The sequence below is a fragment of the Novosphingobium gossypii genome (genome assembly GCF_050433305.1).
GTDB classification, from domain to species: Bacteria; Pseudomonadota; Alphaproteobacteria; order Sphingomonadales; family Sphingomonadaceae; genus Novosphingobium; species Novosphingobium gossypii.
In genome coordinates, this window is record NZ_JBNPXM010000012.1 from 100,557 (window position 1) to 122,784 (window position 22,228).

General features: G+C 67.3%; 21 protein-coding genes. 11 read left to right on the forward strand and 10 right to left on the reverse strand.

Annotated features, from left to right (window positions below; translation table 11 throughout):
* Position 1: 1 nt before the first annotated feature.
* The 3 genes from GGR40_RS18575 to GGR40_RS18585 are packed head-to-tail and all read right to left on the reverse strand — an operon-like array spanning position 2 to position 4,203.
* Positions 2 to 805 (reverse strand): SPOR domain-containing protein, encoded by an 804-nt coding sequence (locus GGR40_RS18575; protein WP_429277737.1) that lies wholly within the window; start codon positions 803 to 805, stop codon positions 2 to 4.
* A 3-nt stretch (positions 806 to 808) separates the two neighbouring features.
* On the reverse strand, positions 809 to 2,557 hold the full coding sequence (gene argS / locus GGR40_RS18580) for an arginine--tRNA ligase (protein WP_429277738.1): 1,749 nt from the start codon (positions 2,555 to 2,557) through the stop codon (positions 809 to 811).
* Positions 2,558 to 2,610: 53 nt separating this feature from the next.
* A complete protein-coding gene (locus GGR40_RS18585) occupies positions 2,611 to 4,203 on the reverse strand; it encodes a hypothetical protein (RefSeq protein ID WP_429277739.1) in 1,593 nt (530 codons plus the stop codon).
* 87 nt (positions 4,204 to 4,290) lie between these two features.
* Here GGR40_RS18585 and miaB point away from each other — a divergent pair, with 87 nt between their 5' ends.
* Positions 4,291 to 5,640: a tRNA (N6-isopentenyl adenosine(37)-C2)-methylthiotransferase MiaB gene (miaB, locus tag GGR40_RS18590; protein WP_429277740.1), complete on the forward strand. Its 1,350-nt coding sequence runs from the start codon at positions 4,291 to 4,293 to the stop codon at positions 5,638 to 5,640.
* Positions 5,637 to 6,332: an alpha/beta fold hydrolase gene (locus GGR40_RS18595; protein WP_429277741.1), complete on the forward strand. Its 696-nt coding sequence runs from the start codon at positions 5,637 to 5,639 to the stop codon at positions 6,330 to 6,332. Before miaB ends, GGR40_RS18595 begins: the two co-directional genes overlap by 4 nt.
* A 56-nt stretch (positions 6,333 to 6,388) precedes the next feature.
* Here GGR40_RS18595 and GGR40_RS18600 read toward each other — a convergent pair whose 3' ends face one another.
* Positions 6,389 to 6,880 (reverse strand): RcnB family protein, encoded by a 492-nt coding sequence (locus tag GGR40_RS18600; RefSeq protein ID WP_429277742.1) that lies wholly within the window; start codon positions 6,878 to 6,880, stop codon positions 6,389 to 6,391.
* Positions 6,881 to 7,142: 262 nt separating this feature from the next.
* On the opposite strand from GGR40_RS18600, the gene GGR40_RS18605 reads away from it, so the two are divergent.
* A complete protein-coding gene (locus GGR40_RS18605) occupies positions 7,143 to 8,162 on the forward strand; it encodes a PhoH family protein (protein WP_429277743.1) in 1,020 nt (339 codons plus the stop codon).
* Positions 8,163 to 8,201: 39 nt separating this feature from the next.
* Here the strand turns inward: GGR40_RS18605 and GGR40_RS18610 are convergent, their stop codons facing one another.
* From GGR40_RS18610 to ybeY, 4 genes are all read right to left on the reverse strand, one after another.
* A complete protein-coding gene (locus GGR40_RS18610; protein WP_429277744.1) occupies positions 8,202 to 8,942 on the reverse strand; it encodes a DUF2059 domain-containing protein in 741 nt (246 codons plus the stop codon).
* Positions 8,943 to 9,275: 333 nt separating this feature from the next.
* The gene (locus tag GGR40_RS18615; protein WP_429277745.1) at positions 9,276 to 10,160 is read right to left on the reverse strand and encodes a LysR substrate-binding domain-containing protein; all 885 of its coding nucleotides are present in this window, start codon (positions 10,158 to 10,160) and stop codon (positions 9,276 to 9,278) included.
* Between the two features lie 55 nt (positions 10,161 to 10,215).
* Entirely contained in the window at positions 10,216 to 11,133 is a 918-nt protein-coding gene (locus tag GGR40_RS18620) for a hemolysin family protein (RefSeq protein WP_429277746.1), read from the reverse strand.
* A 7-nt stretch (positions 11,134 to 11,140) separates the two neighbouring features.
* Entirely contained in the window at positions 11,141 to 11,647 is a 507-nt protein-coding gene (ybeY, locus tag GGR40_RS18625) for an rRNA maturation RNase YbeY (protein WP_429277747.1), read from the reverse strand.
* A gap of 109 nt (positions 11,648 to 11,756) precedes the next feature.
* On the opposite strand from ybeY, the gene GGR40_RS18630 reads away from it, so the two are divergent.
* From GGR40_RS18630 to GGR40_RS18655, 6 genes are all read left to right on the forward strand, one after another.
* Positions 11,757 to 12,920 carry an aminotransferase class I/II-fold pyridoxal phosphate-dependent enzyme gene (locus GGR40_RS18630; protein ID WP_429277748.1) on the forward strand — a complete coding sequence of 388 codons (1,164 nt, stop codon included), beginning with the start codon at positions 11,757 to 11,759 and terminating at the stop codon, positions 12,918 to 12,920.
* Entirely contained in the window at positions 12,917 to 13,531 is a 615-nt protein-coding gene (locus GGR40_RS18635; protein WP_429277749.1) for an alpha/beta fold hydrolase, read from the forward strand. The genes GGR40_RS18630 and GGR40_RS18635 overlap by 4 nt, the downstream gene beginning before the upstream one ends.
* Positions 13,528 to 14,313 (forward strand): methyltransferase domain-containing protein, encoded by a 786-nt coding sequence (locus GGR40_RS18640; protein ID WP_429277750.1) that lies wholly within the window; start codon positions 13,528 to 13,530, stop codon positions 14,311 to 14,313. The genes GGR40_RS18635 and GGR40_RS18640 overlap by 4 nt, the downstream gene beginning before the upstream one ends.
* Complete coding sequence (gene bioD / locus GGR40_RS18645) at positions 14,310 to 14,942, forward strand: dethiobiotin synthase (RefSeq protein WP_429277751.1); 633 nt, start codon at positions 14,310 to 14,312, stop codon at positions 14,940 to 14,942. Before GGR40_RS18640 ends, bioD begins: the two co-directional genes overlap by 4 nt.
* Positions 14,939 to 16,207 carry an adenosylmethionine--8-amino-7-oxononanoate transaminase gene (locus GGR40_RS18650; protein ID WP_429277752.1) on the forward strand — a complete coding sequence of 423 codons (1,269 nt, stop codon included), beginning with the start codon at positions 14,939 to 14,941 and terminating at the stop codon, positions 16,205 to 16,207. The genes bioD and GGR40_RS18650 overlap by 4 nt, the downstream gene beginning before the upstream one ends.
* Before the next feature lie 197 nt (positions 16,208 to 16,404).
* On the forward strand, positions 16,405 to 18,558 hold the full coding sequence (locus tag GGR40_RS18655; RefSeq protein ID WP_429277753.1) for a TonB-dependent siderophore receptor: 2,154 nt from the start codon (positions 16,405 to 16,407) through the stop codon (positions 18,556 to 18,558).
* A gap of 95 nt (positions 18,559 to 18,653) precedes the next feature.
* Here the strand turns inward: GGR40_RS18655 and map are convergent, their stop codons facing one another.
* Together map and GGR40_RS18665 are read right to left on the reverse strand one after the other, a co-directional pair.
* Positions 18,654 to 19,484 carry a type I methionyl aminopeptidase gene (gene map / locus GGR40_RS18660; RefSeq protein ID WP_429277754.1) on the reverse strand — a complete coding sequence of 277 codons (831 nt, stop codon included), beginning with the start codon at positions 19,482 to 19,484 and terminating at the stop codon, positions 18,654 to 18,656.
* Positions 19,485 to 19,536: 52 nt separating this feature from the next.
* Positions 19,537 to 20,367, reverse strand: a complete 831-nt coding sequence (locus tag GGR40_RS18665; protein WP_429277755.1) for a DUF4163 domain-containing protein — start codon at positions 20,365 to 20,367, stop codon at positions 19,537 to 19,539.
* Between the two features lie 49 nt (positions 20,368 to 20,416).
* On the opposite strand from GGR40_RS18665, the gene GGR40_RS18670 reads away from it, so the two are divergent.
* Together GGR40_RS18670 and GGR40_RS18675 are read left to right on the forward strand one after the other, a co-directional pair.
* Positions 20,417 to 21,799 carry a leucyl aminopeptidase family protein gene (locus GGR40_RS18670; RefSeq protein WP_429277756.1) on the forward strand — a complete coding sequence of 461 codons (1,383 nt, stop codon included), beginning with the start codon at positions 20,417 to 20,419 and terminating at the stop codon, positions 21,797 to 21,799.
* A 66-nt stretch (positions 21,800 to 21,865) separates the two neighbouring features.
* On the forward strand, positions 21,866 to 22,228 hold the full coding sequence (locus tag GGR40_RS18675; protein ID WP_429277757.1) for an SH3 domain-containing protein: 363 nt from the start codon (positions 21,866 to 21,868) through the stop codon (positions 22,226 to 22,228).

Genomic DNA, 22,228 nt, shown 5'->3' on the forward strand with positions numbered 1-22,228 from the left:
TTCAGTTCTTGACCTGGCAGCTCATGCCTGCGGCCTTCATGCCCGCGCACAGCGCGCGGGCGGCCGCCGCGTCGCCGGGGACTGCCTGAAGGCGATAGACCGTGCCGATGTCGGCCTGGCCCTGCACGATGCGATGACCGATGGCCGCGAGCGGTTCATGCTGGCTCTTGAGCGTAGCCCAGCCTGCTTCGGCCTGTTCGCGCGAGGCATAGGCGCCCACCTGCACGCCGACGCCGCTCACTACCGGCGCAGCTGGGGCGGACGACGCCTTCGGTTCGGGGGCGGTGGTGGTCTGGAAACCGGGCCTTGCCGCATCGCCGCTCTTGTCGATCTGGACGGGGCGCGACTGGCCTTCCGCCACGGCAAAGCTGGTATCGCCGGTGCCTGCGACCACTTCGCCGCCCGGATTGTCGGGTCGGACCTTGTACGGAGCCTTGGGCGCGGCAATCACGCCCCCATCGGCCACCAGCGGGGTTTCAGGGCGGCTCTTGATCGCCCAGACCACCCCGCCGCCGATCACCACCAGCGCCAGCAGGCCCAGCGCGCCCAGCAGCACGCCCTGACCGATGCCGGAACGCTCGTCCCGGTAATCCTCGTCATCACCCTCAAGCCACGGGAGGCGCACGTCCTCGTCCAGCGCAAGCTGCTGCGCTTGTGCGTGATTCTGCGACGGCACCTGTTCCGGCGTGCTGCCGAACGCCAGCGGGGCATCGTCCTCGAAGTAGGGACTGCCCTGCCTGCCGGTGCCGAAAACCGGGTTCTTCTTTTCCGGTTTCGGGAAATAGCCGTCGTCAGCGCCTGCCATGAATCACATTTCCTCCACCGCCTCGACCCCCAGCAGAGCCAGGCCGTTGCGGACAAGTTGCCCGATCTGCGCCGCCAGGAAAAGCCGCGCTCCGGTCAGCTTGGCATCCTGCGCGTTAACAAACCGCTTTTCCACCCTGTCATTTCCGAGGTTCCAATAGCCATGGAACGCGGCGGCCACGTCGCCCAGGTAGAAGGCGATGCGGTGCGGTTCGCGCGCGGCGGCGGCAGCCTCGACGATGCGGGGGAACTGCGCGGCCAGCTTGACCAGCTCCAGTTCCTCTTCGCCCAGCAGCTCGACATGCTCGGCAGACGGGGTGAAGCCGCCTTCCGCCAGCCCCTTGCGCAGCGTCGAGTGGACGCGGGCATTGGCGTACTGCACGTAGAACACCGGGTTGTCCTTGGACGCCTCGACCACCTTGGCGAAGTCGAAGTCCATCTGCGCTTCGGGCTTGCGGGTCAGCATGGTGAAGCGCACCACGTCCTTGCCCACTTCGGTGACGACTTCGGCCAGCGTGACGAAGTTGCCCGAACGCTTGGACATCTTCACCGGTTCGCCGTCGCGCAGCAGCTGGACCATCTGGACCAGCTTGATCTCGAACGGGGTCGGTTCGCCGTCGGCGCCGGTCATGGCAGCGACGGCGGCCTTGATGCGCTTCACCGTGCCGGCGTGGTCCGCGCCCCAGATGTCGACGAGGGCATCCGCCCCCTGCGCCTTCTGGAAATGGTACGCCAGATCGGCGCCGAAGTAGGTCCAGCTGCCGTCCGACTTCTTGATCGGGCGGTCCTGATCGTCGCCGAACTGCGTGGAGCGGAACAGCGGCAGTTCCACCGCTTCCCAGTCCTCCAGCGTCTTGCCCTTGGGCGCTTCCAGCACGCCGTCGTAGACCAACTCCTTCGACCGCAGCCATGCTTCGGCCTCGTCGGGCTTGCCGCTGGCCTGAAGTTCCGCCTCGGAGCTGAACACGTCATGCCGGATGCCGAGCAGCGCAAGGTCGGCGCGAATCATGTCCATCATCGCGGCGACGGCCTTTTCGCGAAACAGCGTCAGCCATTCCGATTCGGGCGCCTTTGCGTAGCGGTCACCGAACTCGGCGGCCAGTTGCTGGCCCACGGGCACCAGATAGTCGCCCGGATAGAGCCCTTCCGGGATCGCGCCCACGTCCTCGCCCAGCGCTTCGCGGTAGCGGACGTGCGCCGAGCGGGCGAGCACCTGCACCTGCGCGCCGGCGTCGTTGACGTAGTATTCCTTGACGACCTTGTGGCCCGCGAACTCCAGCAGCGTCGCCAGCGCATCGCCGACCACCGCGCCGCGGCAGTGGCCCATGTGCATCGGGCCGGTGGGGTTGGCGGAGACGTATTCGACGTTCACGGTGGTGCCGCCGCCCACGGTGGAGCGCCCGTAGTCCGCGCCCTGCTCTGCGATGGTGCGCAGTTCGGCCAGCCACGTCGCGCTCGACAGGCGCAGGTTGATGAAGCCCGGCCCGGCGATCTCGGCAGAGGTCACCGCGTCCAGCTTCGACAGTTCGACCACCAGCGCTTCTGCAAGGTCGCGCGGCTTTAGGCCCGCAGGCTTGGCCAGCACCATCGCCGCGTTGGTGGAAAGGTCACCGTGCGAAGGATCGCGCGGCGGCTCGACCGTGATTGCGCCTCGCTTGAGGCCGCCCGGCAGCGTGCCCGCTGCTTCCAGCGCATCCAGCGCGGCGGAAAGGTGGCCTGCAAAGGCGGCGTAAAGGGTCTGCGTCTTGCTCATGACGCGCGCGGATAGCGGATGTGCGGGCAAAGGGAAACAGCGGCGATGCGCCGTCAGCGAGGAAGCGCCGATTGCCGGGGCGGGGTCACCGCAATCCATCCCGTGCCGATGCGCGTGAAGGTAAGCGGGACGTCAGGGAAGCCGGCGGCGCGCAGGCGCTGCTTCACGCGGGCGGCATCGAAGCGGTGGCGGGTGTCGTGCTCACCCCAGAAGATCGTCGGGCAGCGGGCGGACAAGGCGCGCGACCCGTCGGGCGCAAGCCGTATTCCGAGAGTATCGGCCACCGACCGGTAGGCAAAAGGCACCACGCGCGCGTTGTCGTGAGGAGGCAGGCCGGTGACGTCGTCGTTCCACATCGGCCCTGCGTAAACCAGCGTACCGGGGCAGAGCGCCGCCTCTGCCGCCACCGCACGGCCGCTGGCGAACCAGCTGGTGTGGAAGATCGCCGCGCCCGTGCCCGCCATCATCCCCGGTACGCTGCCCGCCGCTGCAAGAGCCAGCGCGATGGCCCGACCCCTTGCGTGCAGGCCCTGGAACATGCGGGCGAAAGCCAGCGCCAGCCCCATCGATTCCGCCGCGACAAGGCCGACCAAATACTTCTCGATTAGCAGCGGACGCAGCATGTGCAGCGTGACCAGTGCGGCGATGGCGATACCCACGCCGCAGACCAGCAGGGCCAGCGCGCCTGTTTGCGCCGAGCGTTTCCTCCGCAGCAGCAGGTCGCCGGCTAGCCCCGCCGCGCCAGCCAGCGCGCCCGCCAACAGGACGAGGTTCGCCTCCGCAGTACGCACTACCGCCCAGTAGATCGCGAAACGCGCCTGATCGAAGCCGGGCGTGATCCAGAACGCGGTGGTGTTCGCCAGCCACAGCGGCAGCTGGACGGCAGCGACCGCCACCAGCACCACCCCTGCGGCCAGCGGCGCTGCCGCGATCGCCCGCGCCTCTCGCCAGTTCCGCCGGGCAAGGGCCGCGACAAGGAACGGGGCGACCAGCGCCGCCGCCGTCAGCGAAGTGACAATGTGGGTGTTGAACGCGACCAGCGCCGCGCCCCAGTAGGCCACGCGCCGGGCGGTGCCACCGGCGCTTCCGGTCACGCGGATCGCACACAGGCCCAGCACCAGCACCGCGGTGGCGCAAAGCGAGAGGAAGTAGGACCGCAGTTCCGTGCCGGTAATCAGCGTCCAGTGATTCGCCGCGAGCGCCAGCGCCAGCGCCGTGCCCGCAGGGGCCAGCTTCGGCACGTCACGCACCACGGCCACGCCGCCCGCCACCGCCAGCACGCCCAGCATGAGGTTGAGCAGGCGGTGATAAGGGATCGCCCCAAGGAACGCGGTCAGCCGTGCCAGCGCGTAATAGAGCGGCGGATGGTTGTCCGGCAGCCAGCTTTCGCGCAAGGCCTGCCCCCACGACAGGTCGGGGCGCGCGACGAACTGGGTGTAGAACTCGTCATACCACGGCCCGCGCTGCAGGTCGGCCCAGACCAGCACCATCGCCAGCAGCCCCAGCACTGCGATGGTGACACCGCGCAGCGACAGCAGCGCGGCCAGCGGGCGAAGGGCGGCGGTGAACGGCAGGACGGAACTCCGGAAGTGTTCGGGACACGCCCGATTTCTAGGCCCGATGCCTGGGCGATGAAGGCAAACCAAGCGTTAACCGCCCGGTGATCGCGCGCTGTTATGGACGAATCCCGCCCCCTCTGTCCACGCGCGCGGTTTTCCGGTAACGGCGCGCCGATGGAAACGACGACCGCGACTCCGAAAACCTACCGCGTCAAGAGCTTCGGCTGCCAGATGAACGTCTACGACGGCGACCGCATGGCCGAACTGCTGGCCGAGCAGGGCATCGCGCCCGCGCCCGAAGGCGAGGAGGCGGACCTTGTCGTGCTCAACACCTGCCACATCCGCGAAAAGGCGGCGGAGAAGGTCTATTCCGACATCGGGCGTCTGGTGAAGAACTGGGACGGTGCGGAGGGCACTTCGCCGCTGATCGCGGTCGCCGGCTGCGTCGCGCAGGCAGAGGGCGAGGAGATCATGGCCCGCGCGCCCGCCGTGAAGATGGTGGTCGGCCCGCAGGCCTATCACCGCCTGCCCGAAATGGTCCGCGCCGCCACCGCCGGACAGCGCGTCACCGACACCGACATGCCGGCCGAGACCAAGTTCGACGCCCTGCCCCGGCGCAAGCGTTCCGGCCCCACGGCGTTCCTGACGGTGCAGGAAGGCTGCGACAAGTTCTGCACGTACTGCGTGGTGCCCTATACCCGCGGCGCGGAAGTATCGCGCCCTTACGCGGCGCTGATCGACGAGGCGCTGCGCCTGGTCGAGGCTGGCGCGCGCGAGATCTCGCTGCTGGGGCAGAACGTCAACGCGTGGACGGGAGAAGATGCGAAGGGTCGGACCGTGGGTCTGGACGGGCTGGCGCGCGAACTGGCCGCGATCCCCGAACTGGCGCGCATCCGCTACACCACCAGCCACCCCAACGACATGACGCAGGGGCTGATCGACGCCCACGGCGAAAACGCCAAGCTGATGCCGTTCCTCCACCTGCCGGTGCAGGCGGGCAACGACCGCGTGCTGAAGGCGATGAACCGCAGCCACACGGTGGAAAGCTATCTGAAGATCCTGGACCGCGTGCGCGCGGTGCGGCCCGACATCGCACTCTCGGGCGACTTCATCGTCGGCTTCCCCGGCGAGACCGAGGCCGAGTTCGCGGATACGCTGAAGCTGGTCGACGCGGTTGGCTATGCGCAGTGCTTCAGCTTCAAGTATTCGCCCCGCCCCGGCACGCCCGCTGCGACGATGGGGGATCAGGTTCCCGCTGCGGTGATGGACGAACGGCTGCAGCGCCTGCAGGCATCGCTCAACCGCGATCAGCTGGCGTTCAATGCCGCCACCGTCGGGAAGGTGTGCGACGTGCTGGTGGAGCGCAAGGGCAAGCTTCCCGGCCAGTGGCTGGGCAAGTCGCCGTGGCTGCAGTCGGTGCACTTCACCGGAGAAGCGGAAATCGGCCAGCTGGTGCGCGTGGAGATCACCAGCGCCGGGCCGAACAGCCTGGGCGCGCACCCGGTCGGCGCGCTCGTTTCTTGAGCGCGCGCCAGCCGCTTGTCCTCGTCCCCGGCCTGACCTGCGACGGCGAAGTCTTTCGCGCGCAGACGGCGGCGCTTGCCGACCTTGCGGACATGACCGTGGCCGATACGCTGAGCGACGACAGCATCGCCGCCATGGCCGAAAGGCTGCTGGACGATGCGCCCGATCGCTTCGCCCTCGCCGGGTTTTCCATGGGCGGCTATGTGGCCATGGAAGTGATTGCCCGCGCGCCGGAGCGGGTCACGCGCCTTGCCCTGCTGGACACCAGCGCCACCGCAGACGATGCTGGCCACGCCGCCGTGCGCCGTGCCGCGGTGAAGACCGCACGGGATCGCGGCTTCGAAAAGGTTCTGCGCGGCAGCCTGGGCCTGCTGGTCCATCCTCAGGCAGACCCGGCCATTGGCGATGCCGTGGTGGCGATGGCCCTGCGCGTCGGCATAGAGGCCTTCGAACGCCAGCAGGGCGCGATCATCGGTCGCGCCGATCCGCTGCCCGGCCTTGCCACCATCGCGGTGCCGACGCTGGTGCTGGTCGGCGCGGACGATCGCACCACCCCGCCCCACTATGCCCGCGCCATCGCTTTGGCGGTGCCGGGCGCGGTGCTCGTCACCGTGCCCGACTGCGGCCACATGGCGCCGATGGAGCGGCCCGAAGCCGTCAGCGCGGCGTTGAGAACGTGGCTGCAAGACTGACACGAAAAGGCCCCGGAGCGCGAACTCCGGGGCCTTCTGCCGAAAGATAGGGCGTCTTACCAGAAGAAGCCGTTGTAGACCTGCACCACGCGGCCCGAACGCGGATTCACCATCACCACGTCGTTGTTGTAGCGGATCCAGCGGTGGCCGGCGCGCGGCGCGGGCAGGCGATAGCGGGCATAGTCACGCACGACGTAACGGTCGCCGTAGTAAGCGCGGTCGAAACGATGGCCGACTGCGACCGGGCGATAGGCATAGCCGCGCGGGCCGACATAGGCGGGGCGGTGGAACGCCTGACGGTTGCTGCGGCGATAGTCGCGCCAGTCTTCGCGCAGTTCGCGGCGCGAATCGTTGAGGTTGCGGCGGGCGTCGCGGACATCGCGGCGATCGCCGTAGCGCTGAGCCTGGCGCAGGTCGCGCTGGTCGCGGCGCACCTCACGCGCGCTGTCGCGAACCTCGCGGGCGCTCTGCGCCGACGCCGTCGTGGGAGCGGCCATGGTCGGCAAGGCGACGCTGGCGGCCAGGGCGATCATGAAGAACTTGCGCACCTTTATTCTCCTTCGTTGCAAACAGCCGTATCCGGCCTTGTGGTTGTGAAACTGCACACATCCTCCTGAACGGTCAGCGAATGTGGCGTGCAGCGTGCGGACATAAGTGTCGCTCGGCTGCGACAGTTTCGCGAAGAAGGCGCAAAACCCGCAGTTATCCCCGGCGAACCGCAGTATTTTTCCGACCTGCCTTCTTGCAGGCTGCGCCGTGCAGAGCCATCTTCGGGACAGGACGAGAAATCATCTCGCACGAAAGGAGCGCATGGCCCGTAAAGCAGCCCGTGCCGTAGATCCGGCGCAGCTTCGCCCCGAAACGCACCGCAGGGCGCGTGTCGAAATCGACTTCGACGAACCCGTCCTGCTGGGGACCCTGTTCGGCCAGTTCGATTCGAATCTTGTGCAGGTGGAGAACCGCCTCGGCGTCTACATCTCCGCCCGTGGCAGCAAGATCCAGATAGAAGGGCCGGACGACGCCGTAGCCCGCGCCCGCGACACCCTCAAGGGCATGTACCACCGGCTGGAAATGGGGCAGGCCCTCGATTCCGGCGCCATCGAATCCCTGATCGCCATGTCATCCGAACCCACTCTCGAAGGCATCATCACCGGCGACGCCGGTGCGCCGCCCATCATGATCCGCACCCGCAAGAAGACGATCGTGCCGCGTTCCGCGACGCAGATCGACTACATGCGCCAGCTGGCCAGGTCCGACGTGATCTTCGCGCTGGGTCCGGCAGGCACCGGCAAGACCTATGTCGCGGTGGCGCAGGCGGTCAGCCAGCTGATGACCGGGTCGGTCCAGCGCCTGATCCTGTCGCGCCCTGCGGTCGAGGCGGGCGAGAAGCTGGGCTTCCTGCCCGGCGACATGAAGGACAAGGTCGATCCCTACCTGCGCCCGCTCTACGACGCGCTGTACGACTGCATGCCACCCGAACAGGTGGAACGGCGTCTGGCGAACGGAGAGATCGAGATCGCGCCGATCGCCTTCATGCGCGGACGCACGCTGGCTGATGCCTTCGTCATCCTCGACGAAGCGCAGAACACCACGCGCGAACAGATGAAGATGTTCCTCACCCGCTTCGGCCAGAACAGCCGGATGGTGGTGTGCGGCGATCCGCGCCAGGTCGATATCCCCGGCGGCGACCGTCATTCCGGCCTTGCCGACGCGGTATCGCGGCTGGAGGGCGTGGACGGCATTGCCGTCACCCGCTTCACCGCGGCGGACGTGGTGCGCCACCCGATCGTCGGCCGCATCGTCGAAGCTTACGAGGGGCCTGACGCCTGACGCGCGCGTCCCGGACCAGGTCCGGGACGCACGTCCATCTTACTCCTCTTCGGCCTTCTCGGTCTTCTCCGCTTCGGCCTTGTCCAGATCCTTGCGCGACACGCCGACCAGCCCGGCCAGCTTGTCCTTCTCCGCATTGCTGAGATCGGCATAAGTGCGCGGCGCGGGCAGGCTGCCGCTGGCGGCCTTCACCTTCTCGACGATGGCGGGCATCGCCTGCATCAGACGGGGCATCGCCTGCTGCATCTTGGCCATGACTTCGGGCGACATCATGATGATGTAGGCATCCGCCGCATAGGCCTTGCCGGTCGGCGTCGCGAAGAAGGCGTTCATCTCCTGCAACTGCTTCGCATCGTAGCGCCCGGCGTAAGCGCTGGTCAGACCATCGCGAATGTCGGGTTCGAACTGCGTCATCAGCGCCATCATGTCCGTCATCATCGTGCGCGTGGTGATCTGCATGCGCTGTTTGTAGGCCGGGTCGTAGATTTCCATGATCTGGGCGGTGGTGGCGCTGCCCAGCTTGTCGGTTTCGATGCCGCTGACCCCGACCAGATCCTTGAGCGGCATCTGCATCATGGAATCCATGATGGAGTCCATCATCTTGTCCATCGTGCCGTTCATCATCCGCGCGTAAGTGCCCAGCGGAAATACGAAATCGACGGTCTGCTTCGCGGCTGCCACCCGCGCCGGGTCCAGCGGCGCAACGCTGGCGGTTTCAGCGGCAAGCACGGGCGAAGAGCAGGCGAGCAGAGCCGCGCCGGCGGTGAGGATGAAACGCATGGGTAAACTCCCTGTTGTCGCACGAACGGGACAGGGCCAAGGCATATCGCGTTAGCCCAAAAGGGAAAACGAAAAGCTTGGGGGTGCCGCCACGCTCTGCTCCCCTGCCCGTCATCCTGAACTTGTTTCAGGGTCCATCATGCCGCCCGGCGGTGCGCCACGAACCGGCAGACCGGGAGAGCCGGTGGTGAAACGACCAACCGGCACCAACCGCCCGATGGACCCTGAAACAAGTTCAGGGTGACGCGGTTGAGATGAGGGGTAGCACTTTGCCCCAATGAAAGGCGCTGCGGAAGACAAACGCCCCGGATCAATTCCGGGGCTGCGCCTCGATCACAGCCCGGCCTGCAAAAGCCATTCGTGGAAGATGCGCACCGGGCGCGATTCCAGCGACTTGGGGCGACAGACGAACCAGTAGCGATACGGACTTTCCACGTCGATGTCGTAGACCCGCGCCAGTCGCGGATCGTGCGAGCGGCGGAAGTGGTCGTCGTGCATGATGGCGATGCCCAGCCCCTGCGCCGCCGCTTCGAGCACCAGCTGGCCCGAGTCGAAGCGGTCGAGCGAGGCGGGTTCCAGATCCGGCAGGTCGATCGCCTTCTTCCACGCATCCAGGCTGTCGGGCAGATCCTGATGCAGCAGGAAGGTCTGGCGCGACAGCTTGGCTTCGTCCGGGACCGGGCCCATTTCCTCGGCCAGCGCCTTGGACGTGATCGCGTAGACCTTGTTGTGATCCAGCTGCACCCGGTAATATTGCGGGTCCGGCTCCTTCGCCAGGATGATCGCGGCGTCCAGCGTGTCGCCCACGCGGTCTTCCAGATGGGCGCCGGTGTCGATGTCGATGTGCAGGCGCGGGTGCAGCTTGCGCAGTTCGGGCAGGCGCGGGAACAGCCGCTGGCCGCCGAACAGCGAGGGCACGCCCAGATGCAGGCGCAGCACCTGCCCGCGATCGATCTGCGCCTCGACCGCTTCGGCCAGTTCTTCCAGCTTGGGGGCGATGGCGGTGTAGAACGCCTGCCCTTCGTCGGTCAGCTTCATCGCCTGATGCTGGCGCGTGAACAGCCGCTTGCCGGTGAAGTCCTCCAGCGCGGCGACGCGGCGCGACAGCGCCGAGGGGCTGAGCGCAAGCTCGTTGGCTGCCGCCTTGGCGGAACCGAGGCGCACCACGCGCACGAAAGCTTCGAGCGCGCGCAGGGGAGGGAGACGACGTACAGGCACTTTTGCGGTCTTTTCACTCGGTTAGGGCCACCGCCGGAACATCCGGCGGCAGGGGTTATTCGGACTCGCTCTCCAACTCTTCCACCGGCGGGTGAAGGCGCAGGCGCGTCACGCGCCGCTCATCCCCGTCCGTGACCTCGATCTTCCAGCCGCTTTCGTGGTCCAGGACCGCGCCCACTTCGGGCACCTGTCCGGCCAGCACGAACGCAAGGCCGCCGAGAGTATCAACCGATTCCTCGACTTCGGCGAGGCGCGGGTCGATCCGCTCCGCCACATCGTCAAGTTCCGCTCGGGCGTCCGCGTCCCACATACCTGCATCGATTGCAACCAGCAATTCCTCCGGCGCATCATCGTGCTCGTCCTCGATCGAGCCGACGATCTCCTCGACCAGATCCTCGATGGTGATGATGCCGTCGGTTCCGGTATACTCGTCGATCACGACCGCCAGATGCGTGCGCTGCGCCCGCATGTCGGCCAGAACGTCCAGCGCGCCGCGCGATTGCGGCACGTAAAGCGGCTGGCGCATCAGCGTGGTCCAGTCCTCCGGCGGCGGCGCGGCGCGGGCCAGCAGCGGGAACACGTCCTTGATGTGGATCATGCCCTTTATCGCGTCCAGCGTCTCTCCGTAGACCGGCATGCGGCTGTGGCCATGCTCGGCAAAGGCCTCCACCACTTCGGCCCAGCTGGCAGAGGCGGGAATCGCCACGATCTCGCTGCGCGGAATGGCGACGTCGTCGGCATCGTGTTCGCTGAAATGCAGGAGATTGCGCAGCATCTGCCGCTCGATCGGCGAAAGATCGCCAGTCAGGGCATCGCCAGCATCGCCTTCGTGCTCGTTGATGACTTCCTCAAGCTGCGCCCGCAGGGACTGGTCGCCCTCTGCGTGGAAAAGCCGCTTGAAAGCACGCCAAAGCGTGTTGGTACTGTCCCCTTCTCCGGAAGCGGAGTCGGCGTGGCGGCCATTGTCGGCCATCGTGCGGTTAAATCCCTGTTGCCTCAGTGCGGTCCCCATATGGGTCGGGAATGCCTAAAACTGCAAGTGCCTTTGTTTCGAGCGCTTCCATCGCCTCGGCATCCTCGTCCGAAATCTCGTGATCGTGGCCCGCCAGATGGAGCAGGCCGTGAACGATCAGGTGCGTGGCGTGATGCTCCACCGCAATGCCCTTCTCGGCGGCTTCGCGGGTGCAGGTTTCGCACGCCAGCGCCAGGTCGCCCAGCATTTCGGGCGGGCCGTCTGCCTCCAGATCGAGCAGCGCTTCGCGTTCCAGCATCGGGAAGGACAGCACGTTGGTGGGCTTGTCCTTGGCCCGCCATTCGCGGTTCAGCACATGAACTTCGGCGTCGCTGGTGAACAGCAGGCTGGTGACAAGGCGCGGATTGTCCAGCTCCGGCGCCACCGTCACCAGCGCTTCGAGTGCGGCCTCAGCGAGATCCGCCCAGTCGGTTGCGGCGTCCCAGGGTTCTTCGATGTCGATTTCGAGGTCCATGGGCAGTGCCTTTATCGCGCAGGCAGGCGCGGGTCGAGCGAAGGTTCACGCTCTCCCCCGGTCAAAGCGGCCATTGTGCCGGGGCTCGCCTTGCCATACCGGGCAGGCGATGAGCAGGCTCGATTCACACCTCGCGGCCGCGCTGGAGCGCGTGACGCGCGCCGGGCAGCGCCGGACTTTGCGCGCCACCACCCTGCTGCCGGGTGGGCGGATAGAGCGCGCCGGGCGCACGATGATCGATTTTTCCAGCAACGACTACCTCGGTCTGGTGCGCCATCCGCTGCTGGCGGAGCGGTCCGCGCAGTGGGCGGCGCGCGACGGCGCGGGGTCTGGCGCATCGCGGCTGGTGACAGGAACGAGCGCGGCCCATCTGGCCCTGGAGGCGCGGATCGCCGCGTTCAAGCATTGCGAAGCCGCGCTGATCTTCGCCAGCGGATGGCAGGCGAACGCGGCGGTGATCCCGGCGCTGCTGGCGGCGATTCCCGGCACTGCAGTGTTCACCGACCGCCTGATCCACGCCAGCATGCACGCGGGCGTGGCGATGGCCGGCGTGCGCCAGCACCGCTTCCGCCACAACGACCTCGACCACCTTGAGGCGCTGCTGGCAGACAAGGGTGCCGACGCCCCCGCCCGCCTGATCCTGACCGAAAGCGTGTTTTCCATGGACGGCGACCGCGCGGACATGCACCGCCTTGCCGCAATCGCCGAGCGCCACGACGCCGCGCTGTTCGTGGACGAGGCGCACGCCACCGGTGTCCTAGGCCCGCAAGGACGCGGCCTGTCGGCGCTGGTGCCCGGCAAGGTCGATCTGGTGATGGGCACCTTCAGCAAGGCGCTGGGCGGGTTCGGCGCCTACGTTGCCGGGTCGCGGGTGCTGATCGACTATCTGGTCAACGCCGCCAGCGGCTTCATCTTCACCACCGCCCCGCCGCCCGCCGTGCTGGGCGCGGTCGATGCGGCGCTGGACCTGCTGCCGGGCATGGATGCAGAGCGCGCGCATCTGGCCGCGCTGGGCGAACATCTGCGCAGCGGCCTTGGCGGAATGGGGCTGGACCATGGCGCATCGTCCACCCAGATTGTCCCGGCGATGATCGGGGCGGAGGACGCGGCGATGGCCCTTTCCGCCCGGCTGGAGGAGGCGGGCTTCCTCGCCTCGGCAATCCGCCCGCCGACGGTGCCGCCGGGCACCAGCCGCCTGCGGCTGGCCCTGCGCGCAGGCCATTCGCATGAAGACATCGACACGCTGCTGGCCGCGATAGAGGCGCATCGGTGAAGCTGCTGTTCGCCCACGGCTGGGGCTTCGACCGCCATTTCTGGACTCCGCTGGCCGCGCTGCTGCCCGAATGGCTGCACCTGATCGACGATCGCGGCTATTTCGGCGCGCCGCATCGACCAAGGGTGGACGGGCCGTGCATTGCCGTCACGCATTCGTTCGGAACGATGCGCCTGCTGGCCGCGCCGCCGCCGGGGCTTGCCGGGATCGTCGCGATCAACGGGTTCGAGCGGTTCACCGCCGTGCCCGGCCGTGCCGGAGTACCCGTGCGCGTGCTTGACCGGATGCTGCGCAAGTTCGAAACGGACCCGCGCGGCGTCCTGACGGACTTTCGCCGGACCTGCGGGGCCGCGTCGGATTTCCCGCAGATCGCCCCGGAACCGCTCGCCGCAGACCTTCTGCGCCTGCGCGATGCTGCCCCGCCGCTGCCGGATGTGCCGGTGCTGGCCATCCACGGCGGTGCCGACCCGCTGCTGCCGCCCGAGATGCGCGCCGCCACTTTCGCCGGAGCCGGAGTGCGCCGCATGGACCATGCCGCAGGCGGGCACCTGCTGCCGCTTGAGGCGCCCGACCTGTGCGCCGCCGCCATTCGCGGGATGCTCGCGCCGTGAACCAGCGCACCCGCATCCGCAGCGCCTTCGCCGCTGCGCCGGACTATGCCGGGAATGCGCGTATCCAGCGCGAGGTCGCAGGCAATCTGGCCGCGCGCATCGCCGCGCTGGACCTGCCGCCCGCCCCGCGCGTGCTGGAGATCGGCTGCGGCACCGGCTTTCTCACCACGGCGCTGATGGCGCAGGGCATCGGCGGCGACTGGCTCGTCACCGACATTGCGCCCGAAATGGTGGATCGCTGCCGGGCCGCGCTGCCCCCCGCAGACGACAGCCGATCCCTGCGCTTCACTACCCTTGATGGAGAGCACGGCGCGCCTTTCGGCGCGCCGTTCGACCTCATCTGTTCCAGCCTTGCGGTGCAGTGGTTCGACGATACGCCCGCCGCCCTCGCGCGGCTGGCGCAGTGGCTGGCGCCGGGTGGCCATTTGGCCGTCACCACGCTGGGACCGCGCAGCTTCGGCCAGTGGCGCGCCGCGCACGAGGCCGAGGGCGTGGTCCCCGGCACCCCGCACTTCACCCCGGTGGAGGCGTTCGAGACGCTCTCTCCCGAGACGCTGATCGTCGAGGACATGATCGAGCGGCACGCCGATCCGCGCAGCTTCCTGCGCGCGGTCAAGGCCATCGGCGCGGGCACTTCGGCACCCGATCACCGCCCCCTTTCCCCGGCCCGTCTGCGCGCGGTGATGGCCCGGTTCGCCCAAAGCGGATGCGAAGTCACCTACGAGGTGGTGACCTGCCACTTGCGCCGTGCCCCGACCTTTCCTTACGTGAGTCCGTCATGAGCCAGCGCACTATCATCGTCACCGGCACCGACACCGGCATCGGCAAGACCGTGTTCGCCGCCGGGCTGGCAGGCGCGCTGGGCGCGCATTACTGGAAGCCGGTGCAGGCGGGGATCGAGGAGGAAGGGCCCGACGCGCAGCGCGTCGCACATCTCGGCGGGCTGCCCGACAACAAGGTGCTGGCAGAGGCGTACAGTCTGGCCACCCCCTGCTCCCCCCACCTCGCTGCCGAGATCGACGGTGTCGCCATCGATCCGGCGCGGCTTGCGCTGCCGGTGGTCGACGGCCCGCTGGTGGTCGAAGGGGCAGGCGGCGCGCTCGTACCCATATCGCGCACGGAAACCTATGCCGACCAGTTCGCCCGCTGGGGCGCCCCGGCGGTGCTGGTGGCGCGCACTTCGCTGGGTACGATCAACCATTCGCTGCTGTCGATAGAGGCCCTGCGCGCGCGCGGGGTGGACCTTGTGGGCGTCGCCTTCGTGGGCGATGCGGTGGAGGACAGCGAAGCGACGATATGCGCCATGGGTAACGTGCGGCGTCTGGGCCGCCTGCCCCGGCTTGACCCGTTGACGCCGCAGACGCTAGCGGCCGCCTTTGCCGCCAATTTCCGCGTGGAGGATTTCGCGTGACCCTGCCGCCGGCCGCATCGCCCATCTGGCACCCCTTCACCCAGCACGGCCTGGGCGAGCCGATCCCGCTCGTCACGCATGCCGAAGGCGCGCTGCTGCACACCGGGGACGGGCGCACGGTGATCGATGCGATCTCGTCGTGGTGGGTGACCACGCACGGCCACTGCCATCCGCGCATCATGGCCGCCATCGCCGAGCAGGCAGGTAAGCTGGACCAGCTGATCTTCGCGGGCTGGACGCACGAGCCTGCCGAACGGGTCGCCGCCGGGCTGACGGCGATCATGCCGCCTGAACTGACGCGGGTGTTCTTCTCCGATTCCGGTTCCACCAGCGTCGAGGTCGCGCTGAAGATGGCGCTCGGCTACTGGCATGCGCGAAACGAGCCGCGCCACCGCATCGTGGTGATGGAGCATTCGTACCACGGCGACACCATCGGCGCCATGTCGGTGGGCGAACGGGGCGTGTTCAACCAGCCCTACGCCCCGCTGCTGTTCGACGTGGGCCGCATCCCCTACCCCGCCGCCGGAGCCGAGCAGGCCACGCTCGACGCGCTTGAGGGGCTGTGCCGCGAAGGCGACATCGCCGCGCTGATCCTGGAACCGCTGATCCTGGGATCGGGCGGGATGCTGATCTACGGCCCCGACACCCTGCGCGCCATGCGGGAGATCTGCACCCGTTACGGCGTCCTGTTCATCGCCGACGAAGTGATGACCGGCTGGGGCCGCACCGGCACCCTGCTGGCCTGCGAACAGGCGGACGTGGTGCCTGACATCCTGTGCCTGTCAAAGGGCCTTACCGGCGGATCGCTGCCCCTGGCGGTGACGCTGGCGACGGAGCCGATCTTCGCCGCGCACTGGTCCACCGACCGGGCGCGGATGTTCTTCCATTCGTCCAGCTACACCGCCAACCCGCTGGCCTGCGCGGCGGCGGCCGCCAACCTTGCGATCTGGGCCGAAGAGCCGGTGCGCGCCTGCATAGACGATCTTGCCCGGCGCCAGTCGGCCTGGCTGGAGAAACTGGGCCGCTTCTGCCACTTCGACAACCCGCGCGCACTGGGCACCATCGCCGCCATCGACATGCGCACGATGGGCGGCGGCGGCTACATGGACAGCCTTGCGCCCGAACTGATGGCCTTCTTCCGCAGCCGCGACGTGCTGCTGCGCCCGCTGGGCAATACCGTCTACGTGATGCCGCCCTATTGCATCACCGACGACCAGCTGGATGAAGTGTGGAATGCCGTGGGCGAGGCCGTCGTCTCCTTCTGACGCTGCTGCGGAGTTTCCAAATACCGCAGTCATTGGCCGCAAACCGGGGCCGTACCCCTCGGCGCGATCCCCTGTGACATTCCTGCACACTCTGAAGAAGAATGCGAATTATTCTCAATAATCAGTATTGCGAATGATCCGCATTCCCACTAGCGGCCCGCTGGATCGATTGCCGAAAAGTCATTCAGGGGACCGTTATGAAGTTCAAGTTCGCGCTCATGCTGGGCTGCGCAGGTATGTTCGCCGCTGCCCCGGCAATGGCCCAGACCGCAGGCGAAGCGCGCGATGACGACCAGATCATCGTCACCGGCGCATACACCATCGCCGACAAGATCGACACCGCGACCGGCCTTGGCCTGTCGGTTCAGGAAACCCCGCAGTCGGTCAGCATCATCACTGCCCAGCGTATCCTCGACCAGAACCTCATCAGCGTGAAGGACGTGATCGAGAACGGCATCGGCGTCGCCGTCAACGAAACGGACGATGTGCGCAATTCCTTCTTCGCGCGTGGCTTTGAAATCCAGAACACGCAGATCGATGGCGTGCCGACCGCATGGGCGCTGGGCGGCGATCGCGGCGAGACGCTGGCCGACCTTTCGATCTACGAGCGCGTCGAGATCGTGCGCGGCGCCACCGGCCTGCTGAGCGGCGTGGGCGATCCTTCCGCCTCGATCAACCTCGTGCGCAAGCATGCGGACCGCACCGACTGGAGCGGCTACGTCAATGCAGGCTACGGCAGCTGGAACACCTGGCGTCTTTCCGGCGATGTCGGCGGCGCGGTCACTTCCGACGGTCGCCTGCGCGTGCGCGGCGTGGCGCGGTATGAGGAAGGCGAGGCCTTCACCGACTACTACAAGAACAAGAAGCTGGTCCTTTACGGCACGCTGGAAGCGGACATCACGCCCGACACGCTGCTGCGCGTCGGCTTCAGCCACCAGCGCAACGACCCGCATGGCGTGTTCTGGGGCAGCCTGCCCACCTTCTACAGCGACGGCACCATCGCCAACTGGCGCCGGTCCAAGACGACCGCGCAACCCTGGACAACGTGGAAGACGATCAACCAGAACTTCTTCACTTCGCTGCGCCATGATTTCGGCAACGGGTGGAGCATTCAGGGCAACTACAACCGCCAGCGCAACACCCAGTTCACTGAAATCCTGTACCTGTCCGGCCAGGTGGACCGCGAAACCGGCCTTGGCCTGTTCAGCAACCCCTATTCGGCATACGGCGTCAGCATCCAGAACAGCTACGACGCGCAGTTGAAGGGCAAGCTGACCGTGTTCGGGCGCGACCACGATCTGGTTCTGGGCTACCTGAACAGCACGCTCAACCGCCACACCGACAGCTTCTGCCCGCTGAACGGCGTGCCGATCTGCTCGTACAACTTCCCGGCGGCGAGTGATTTCAACAACTGGAACGAGAACTCCTATCCCAACCCCGGCTTCCTCGAAACCGGCCTGCGGGTGGAGCAGGAGCGCATCAAGCAGATCGGCTATTACGGCGCCCTGCGGGTCAACGTGACCGACTGGCTGAAGGTCATCGGCGGCGGCCGTCTGGCGACGTGGAAGCGCAACGGCGTCGCCTATGGCACCGCCACCACCTATGGCGACAAGAACGTCTTCATCCCCTATGCCGGCGCGCTGGTGGACATCACGCCGAACCACCGCATCTATGCCAGCTATACCACGATCTACCAGCCGCAGAACCTGCGCGACCGCAACTACAATCAGCTCGATCCGGTCACCGGAAAGTCCTACGAAGTCGGCCTGAAGAGCAACTTCTTCAACGAAGCGCTGCAAACCTCGGTCGCGCTGTTCCGCATCGAGCAGGACAATCTGGGCCAGATCGACGGCCCGCAGATCCCGGCTCCCGGCGTCGGCGGCCTGCCGTTCCAGCCCTATCGGGCAGCAAAGGGCGCCGTCAGCAAGGGCTTCGAGATCGAGGCCACCGGTGAGCCGCTGGAAGGCTGGAACATCAACGCGGGCTACAGCCAGTTCAAGGTCCGCGACGCCAACGGCCTCAACGTCAACACCGACCAGCCGCGCCGCCTGCTAAAAGTCTTCTCCACCTACACGGTGCAGGGCGTGCTCAACGGCTTCACCTTCGGCGGCGGCGTCAACTACCGCAGCAGCGCTTACGGGATCGTCAACGGCAGCCCCTTCGCACTGCGCCAGAACGGCTTTGCTCTCGTCAACCTGATGGCGCGCCTGGCCGTGACCGAGCAGTTCGAGGTCCAGGGCAATATCGAGAACCTGCTGGACAAGAAATACTACAGCCAGGTCGGCAACTTCAGCCAGTACCGCTACGGCGAACCGCGCAGCTTCATGGTCAGCGCCAACTACAAGTTCTGACCCAGCCGTTCAGCGCAAAACGAAAAAGGGCGCCGGAGGAAACTTCGGCGCCCTTTTCGATGGCGGCAACGCAGGGGAGAAAGGATGTCCCCCGTTCAGGCGTAAGGCGGCTTGTGCAGCCCGCCGGGGCTAAGCGTGAAGATCTCGCACCCGTCCTCGGTGATGCCGATGGAATGTTCGAACTGCGCCGACAGCGACTTGTCGCGTGTCACCGCCGTCCACCCGTCGGACAGCATCTTCACCGGCGGCTTGCCGAGGTTGATCATCGGCTCGATCGTCATGAACATGCCGGGGCGCAGTTCGGGGCCGGTGCCCGCGCGGCCCGCGTGGACCACTTCGGGCGCGTCGTGGAACAGGCGGCCAAGGCCATGGCCGCAAAATTCGCGCACCACGCCATAGCGGTTCGATTCCGCATAGGCCTGGATCGCCGCGCCGATATCGCCCACGCGGTTACCGGGCTTCGCCTGCTCGATGCCGATCATCAGGCACTCATACGTCACGTCGACCAGCCGCCGCGCCTTCAGCGGCACATCGCCGACCAGATACATGCGGCTGGTGTCGCCATGCCAGCCGTCCAGTAGCGGGGTCACGTCGATGTTGACGATGTCGCCGTCCTTCAGCGTCTTTTCGGACGGGATGCCGTGGCACACGACGTGGTTGATCGAGATGCAGCACGAATGCGCATAGCCGCGATAGCCCAGCGTCGCCGGCACGGCGCCGCCCGCCAGCGTCAGTTCGCGCACGCGGTCGTCGATGGCGGCGGTCGTGACGCCGGGCTGCACCATCGGCGCGATCTCGTCGAGGATGCGAGCGGCGAGCGCGCCGGCGCGGCGCATCCCTTCGAAGCCGTCGGGGCCGTGCAGCTTGATGGTGCCGTCGCGCAGCAGCGCTTCCTGGCCGGGCTCTACGATCTGGTATTCGGTCATGGAGCCCAGATAGCGCATCCGGTGCAAAATTGCGAGGGAGGGTTGGACCGGATCACGGCTTCACCGAGAACGCATTGCGGTACTGCGGCTTCAGCGCGGCCATCACCTTGCCCGTCACCGGCAGCGTCACTTCGTAGCTGCCCTCGGCATAGGGCCCGGCCTCATAGGGGGCGACGAGGAAGCCGATGCGGTCGAAGGTGCGCTTGTTGGTGGAACCCAGGATCAGCGTCTGCGCGGCGGGGTCGATGCATTCGGAGAACATGTCGCTGCTGTCGCGGCGCACCGGCTCGCCGCGCTTCTTCGCGCGTTCCTTGTCGAGCGCGTCGCAGAAGTCGTTGCGGACTGCGGCGCGCAGGGCCTCCTGGCTGGTGAACAGGTCCATGGGCTTGCGCGAAGTCGCCGCGCCGCGATCCCACAGCAGCGAATCGGACACCGTCATGCCGTGTGCCCCGCCCGAATATTCGTAATGCGACGACGAAAGCGAAAGCCAGCCCGGCATGTCGGTCACCACCTTCCACTCGGTCTCGCGCTCGAACCCGTGGTAGGGATAGCCGTCCTTGGCCGCTTCCTGCTTGCCGGTGCGGGCCGAGGAGATGAGGTTTTCCCGGTCGGTATCCAGTTCGTGATCGAGGATCGCCTTCAGCCCCGGGATCGCCGCCGCCTCTGGCGGATAGGAATAGGCGAAGCTGTAATCGCCCTTCTTCTCTTCCTTTTCGCTGCGTCCCTCCACCGGCGGCGCGGGCGGGGGCGCTTCGGTGGAGGCCAGTGAAACCGCATCGCCATCGGGCGCGGCGGACGATGCCGGGGGCGTCGGCGCGCCGCCCGATCCGTCGCAGGCCGCCGCCAGCAGCGCCAGAACCGAAACCATCGCACCGTATCGCATCAAATTTCCTCTCGCACTCGGGCCGGGGAGGAGGCTAGAGAATCGGGTCATGAGCGACAAGACCGCATTGATCCAGCCCGACCGTGGCCAGAAGGCCGTCTCCATCCACCTCGTCGACAAGGATGGACTGGAGAAATTCGTGAAGGGCATTGGCGTTCCCCAGCGCGCCCTGCTGGACGCCGCACGGTTCGACGGCAGCGCCGGCGAATACGTGATCCTGCCCGACGAGGACGGCTGGCAGGTGGTGGCCGGCGTGGCCGATGCAGGCACGCTTTCACCGTGGTGCCTCGCCAAACTGGCGGAAAAGCTGCCCGCTGGAACCTATCGCCGCGTCGGCGCGGAGCCGGGCGCCGCCGCGTTCGGCTGGATCCTGGGGCAGTACGCCTTCGACCGCTACAAGGCCGACGCCGACGAAGAAGGTCCGCGCGTCCTGCTGACCGCCGAGCCTGCGCAGATCGACGCGATCACCGCAGAGGCCGAGGCGGTCATGCTGGTGCGCGATCTGGTCAACACCCCTGCCGAAGACATGGGCCCCGCCCAGCTTGAGGCGGAGGCCGAAGCGCTGCACAAAGCCTTCCGCGCCGAAATCCGCGTAACGCGCGGCGACGTGCTGGAGCGGGACTTTCCCATGGTCCACGCGGTGGGTCGCGCGGCGGGCCGCAGCCATGCGCCGCGCCTGATCGAACTGGAATGGGGCGATCCGAAGCACCCGCGCATCGCCGTCGTCGGCAAGGGTGTGTGCTTCGATTCGGGTGGGCTGGACATCAAGCCGGGTGCCGGGATGCTGCTGATGAAGAAGGACATGGGCGGCGCGGCGCACGCCCTCGCCCTAGCCCGCCTGATTATGAGCGCACAGTTGCCGGTGCGCCTGCACGTGCTGGTTCCGGCAGTGGAAAACGCGATCTCCGGCAATGCCTTCCGCCCCGGCGACGTGCTGCGCAGCCGCGCCGGGATCACCGTGGAGATCGGCAACACCGACGCCGAGGGCCGCCTGATCCTGGGCGACGCGCTCACCCGCGCCGGAGAGGACGCGCCTGAATTCATCATCGACTTCGCCACCCTGACCGGCGCCGCCCGCGTGGCCGTGGGCCCGGACCTGCCCGCCCTCTTCACCCGGGAGGATGCCACCGCCGATGCGCTGCTGGCGGCGGGCAAGGCGGTGGACGACCCGTGCTGGCGCCTGCCGCTGCACGATGGCTACCGCGAATACCTCAAGTCCGACGTCGCCGACATCAACAACGCCGGATCCAGCGGCTTCGCGGGCGCCAGCACCGCGGCGCTGTTCCTCGACCGCTTCGTTCCGAAAGGGACCGACTGGGCGCACTTCGACACGTTCGCCTGGCGCCCCACTGCCAAGCCGGGCCGTCCCAAGGGCGGCGAAGCGCTGGGCCTGCGCGCCGCGTGGCACATGCTCAAGGCGCGCTATGCTTGAAAGAAGCGCGTGTCTCGGCTAGGCGCGCGCATCTTTGGCTTTGGAGACGCACCCGCGTTGGCATCTGTGGATTCGTATACGCGCACTGACATCACGGACGGCACACCCGCCCATGAAATGCTGGCCATGACCGGCCCCAGCGTGAGCGCCGATCCCGGTTGCCTGCCCGTGCGTGGCGATCTGGCCCACATCAAGCTGGCGGGCCGCTACTTCGTGCCGCATTACGCCGTGCCGATGCCGCGCACGCTGAAGCCGGGCGCCGCCCTGCGCGTGTTCGGCCGCGCCGAGGCCGATGTGATCGCAGACCTGCCCGCAGGCGAAATCTTCAACGTGCTCGATGTCGCCGGCGGCTGGTCCTGGGGACAGCTTGGCGAAGACGGCGTGGTGGGCTACGTCGCCCTCTCCGATCTCGAAACGGCGGACCAGTAA

Excerpts from the sequence above, each read along its gene's own strand:
- GGR40_RS18575 (WP_429277737.1), bottom strand. The coding sequence starts at position 805 with ATGGCAGGCGCTGACGACGGCTATTTCCCGAAACCGGAAAAGAAGAAC.
- argS (WP_429277738.1), bottom strand. The coding sequence starts at position 2,557 with ATGAGCAAGACGCAGACCCTTTACGCCGCCTTTGCAGGCCACCTTTCC.
- miaB (WP_429277740.1), top strand. The coding sequence starts at position 4,291 with ATGGAAACGACGACCGCGACTCCGAAAACCTACCGCGTCAAGAGCTTC.
- GGR40_RS18605 (WP_429277743.1), top strand. The coding sequence starts at position 7,143 with ATGGCCCGTAAAGCAGCCCGTGCCGTAGATCCGGCGCAGCTTCGCCCC.
- GGR40_RS18610 (WP_429277744.1), bottom strand. The coding sequence starts at position 8,942 with ATGCGTTTCATCCTCACCGCCGGCGCGGCTCTGCTCGCCTGCTCTTCG.
- GGR40_RS18620 (WP_429277746.1), bottom strand. The coding sequence starts at position 11,133 with ATGGCCGACAATGGCCGCCACGCCGACTCCGCTTCCGGAGAAGGGGAC.
- ybeY (WP_429277747.1), bottom strand. The coding sequence starts at position 11,647 with ATGGACCTCGAAATCGACATCGAAGAACCCTGGGACGCCGCAACCGAC.
- GGR40_RS18630 (WP_429277748.1), top strand. The coding sequence starts at position 11,757 with ATGAGCAGGCTCGATTCACACCTCGCGGCCGCGCTGGAGCGCGTGACG.
- bioD (WP_429277751.1), top strand. The coding sequence starts at position 14,310 with ATGAGCCAGCGCACTATCATCGTCACCGGCACCGACACCGGCATCGGC.
- GGR40_RS18655 (WP_429277753.1), top strand. The coding sequence starts at position 16,405 with ATGAAGTTCAAGTTCGCGCTCATGCTGGGCTGCGCAGGTATGTTCGCC.
- map (WP_429277754.1), bottom strand. The coding sequence starts at position 19,484 with ATGACCGAATACCAGATCGTAGAGCCCGGCCAGGAAGCGCTGCTGCGC.
- GGR40_RS18665 (WP_429277755.1), bottom strand. The coding sequence starts at position 20,367 with ATGCGATACGGTGCGATGGTTTCGGTTCTGGCGCTGCTGGCGGCGGCC.
- GGR40_RS18670 (WP_429277756.1), top strand. The coding sequence starts at position 20,417 with ATGAGCGACAAGACCGCATTGATCCAGCCCGACCGTGGCCAGAAGGCC.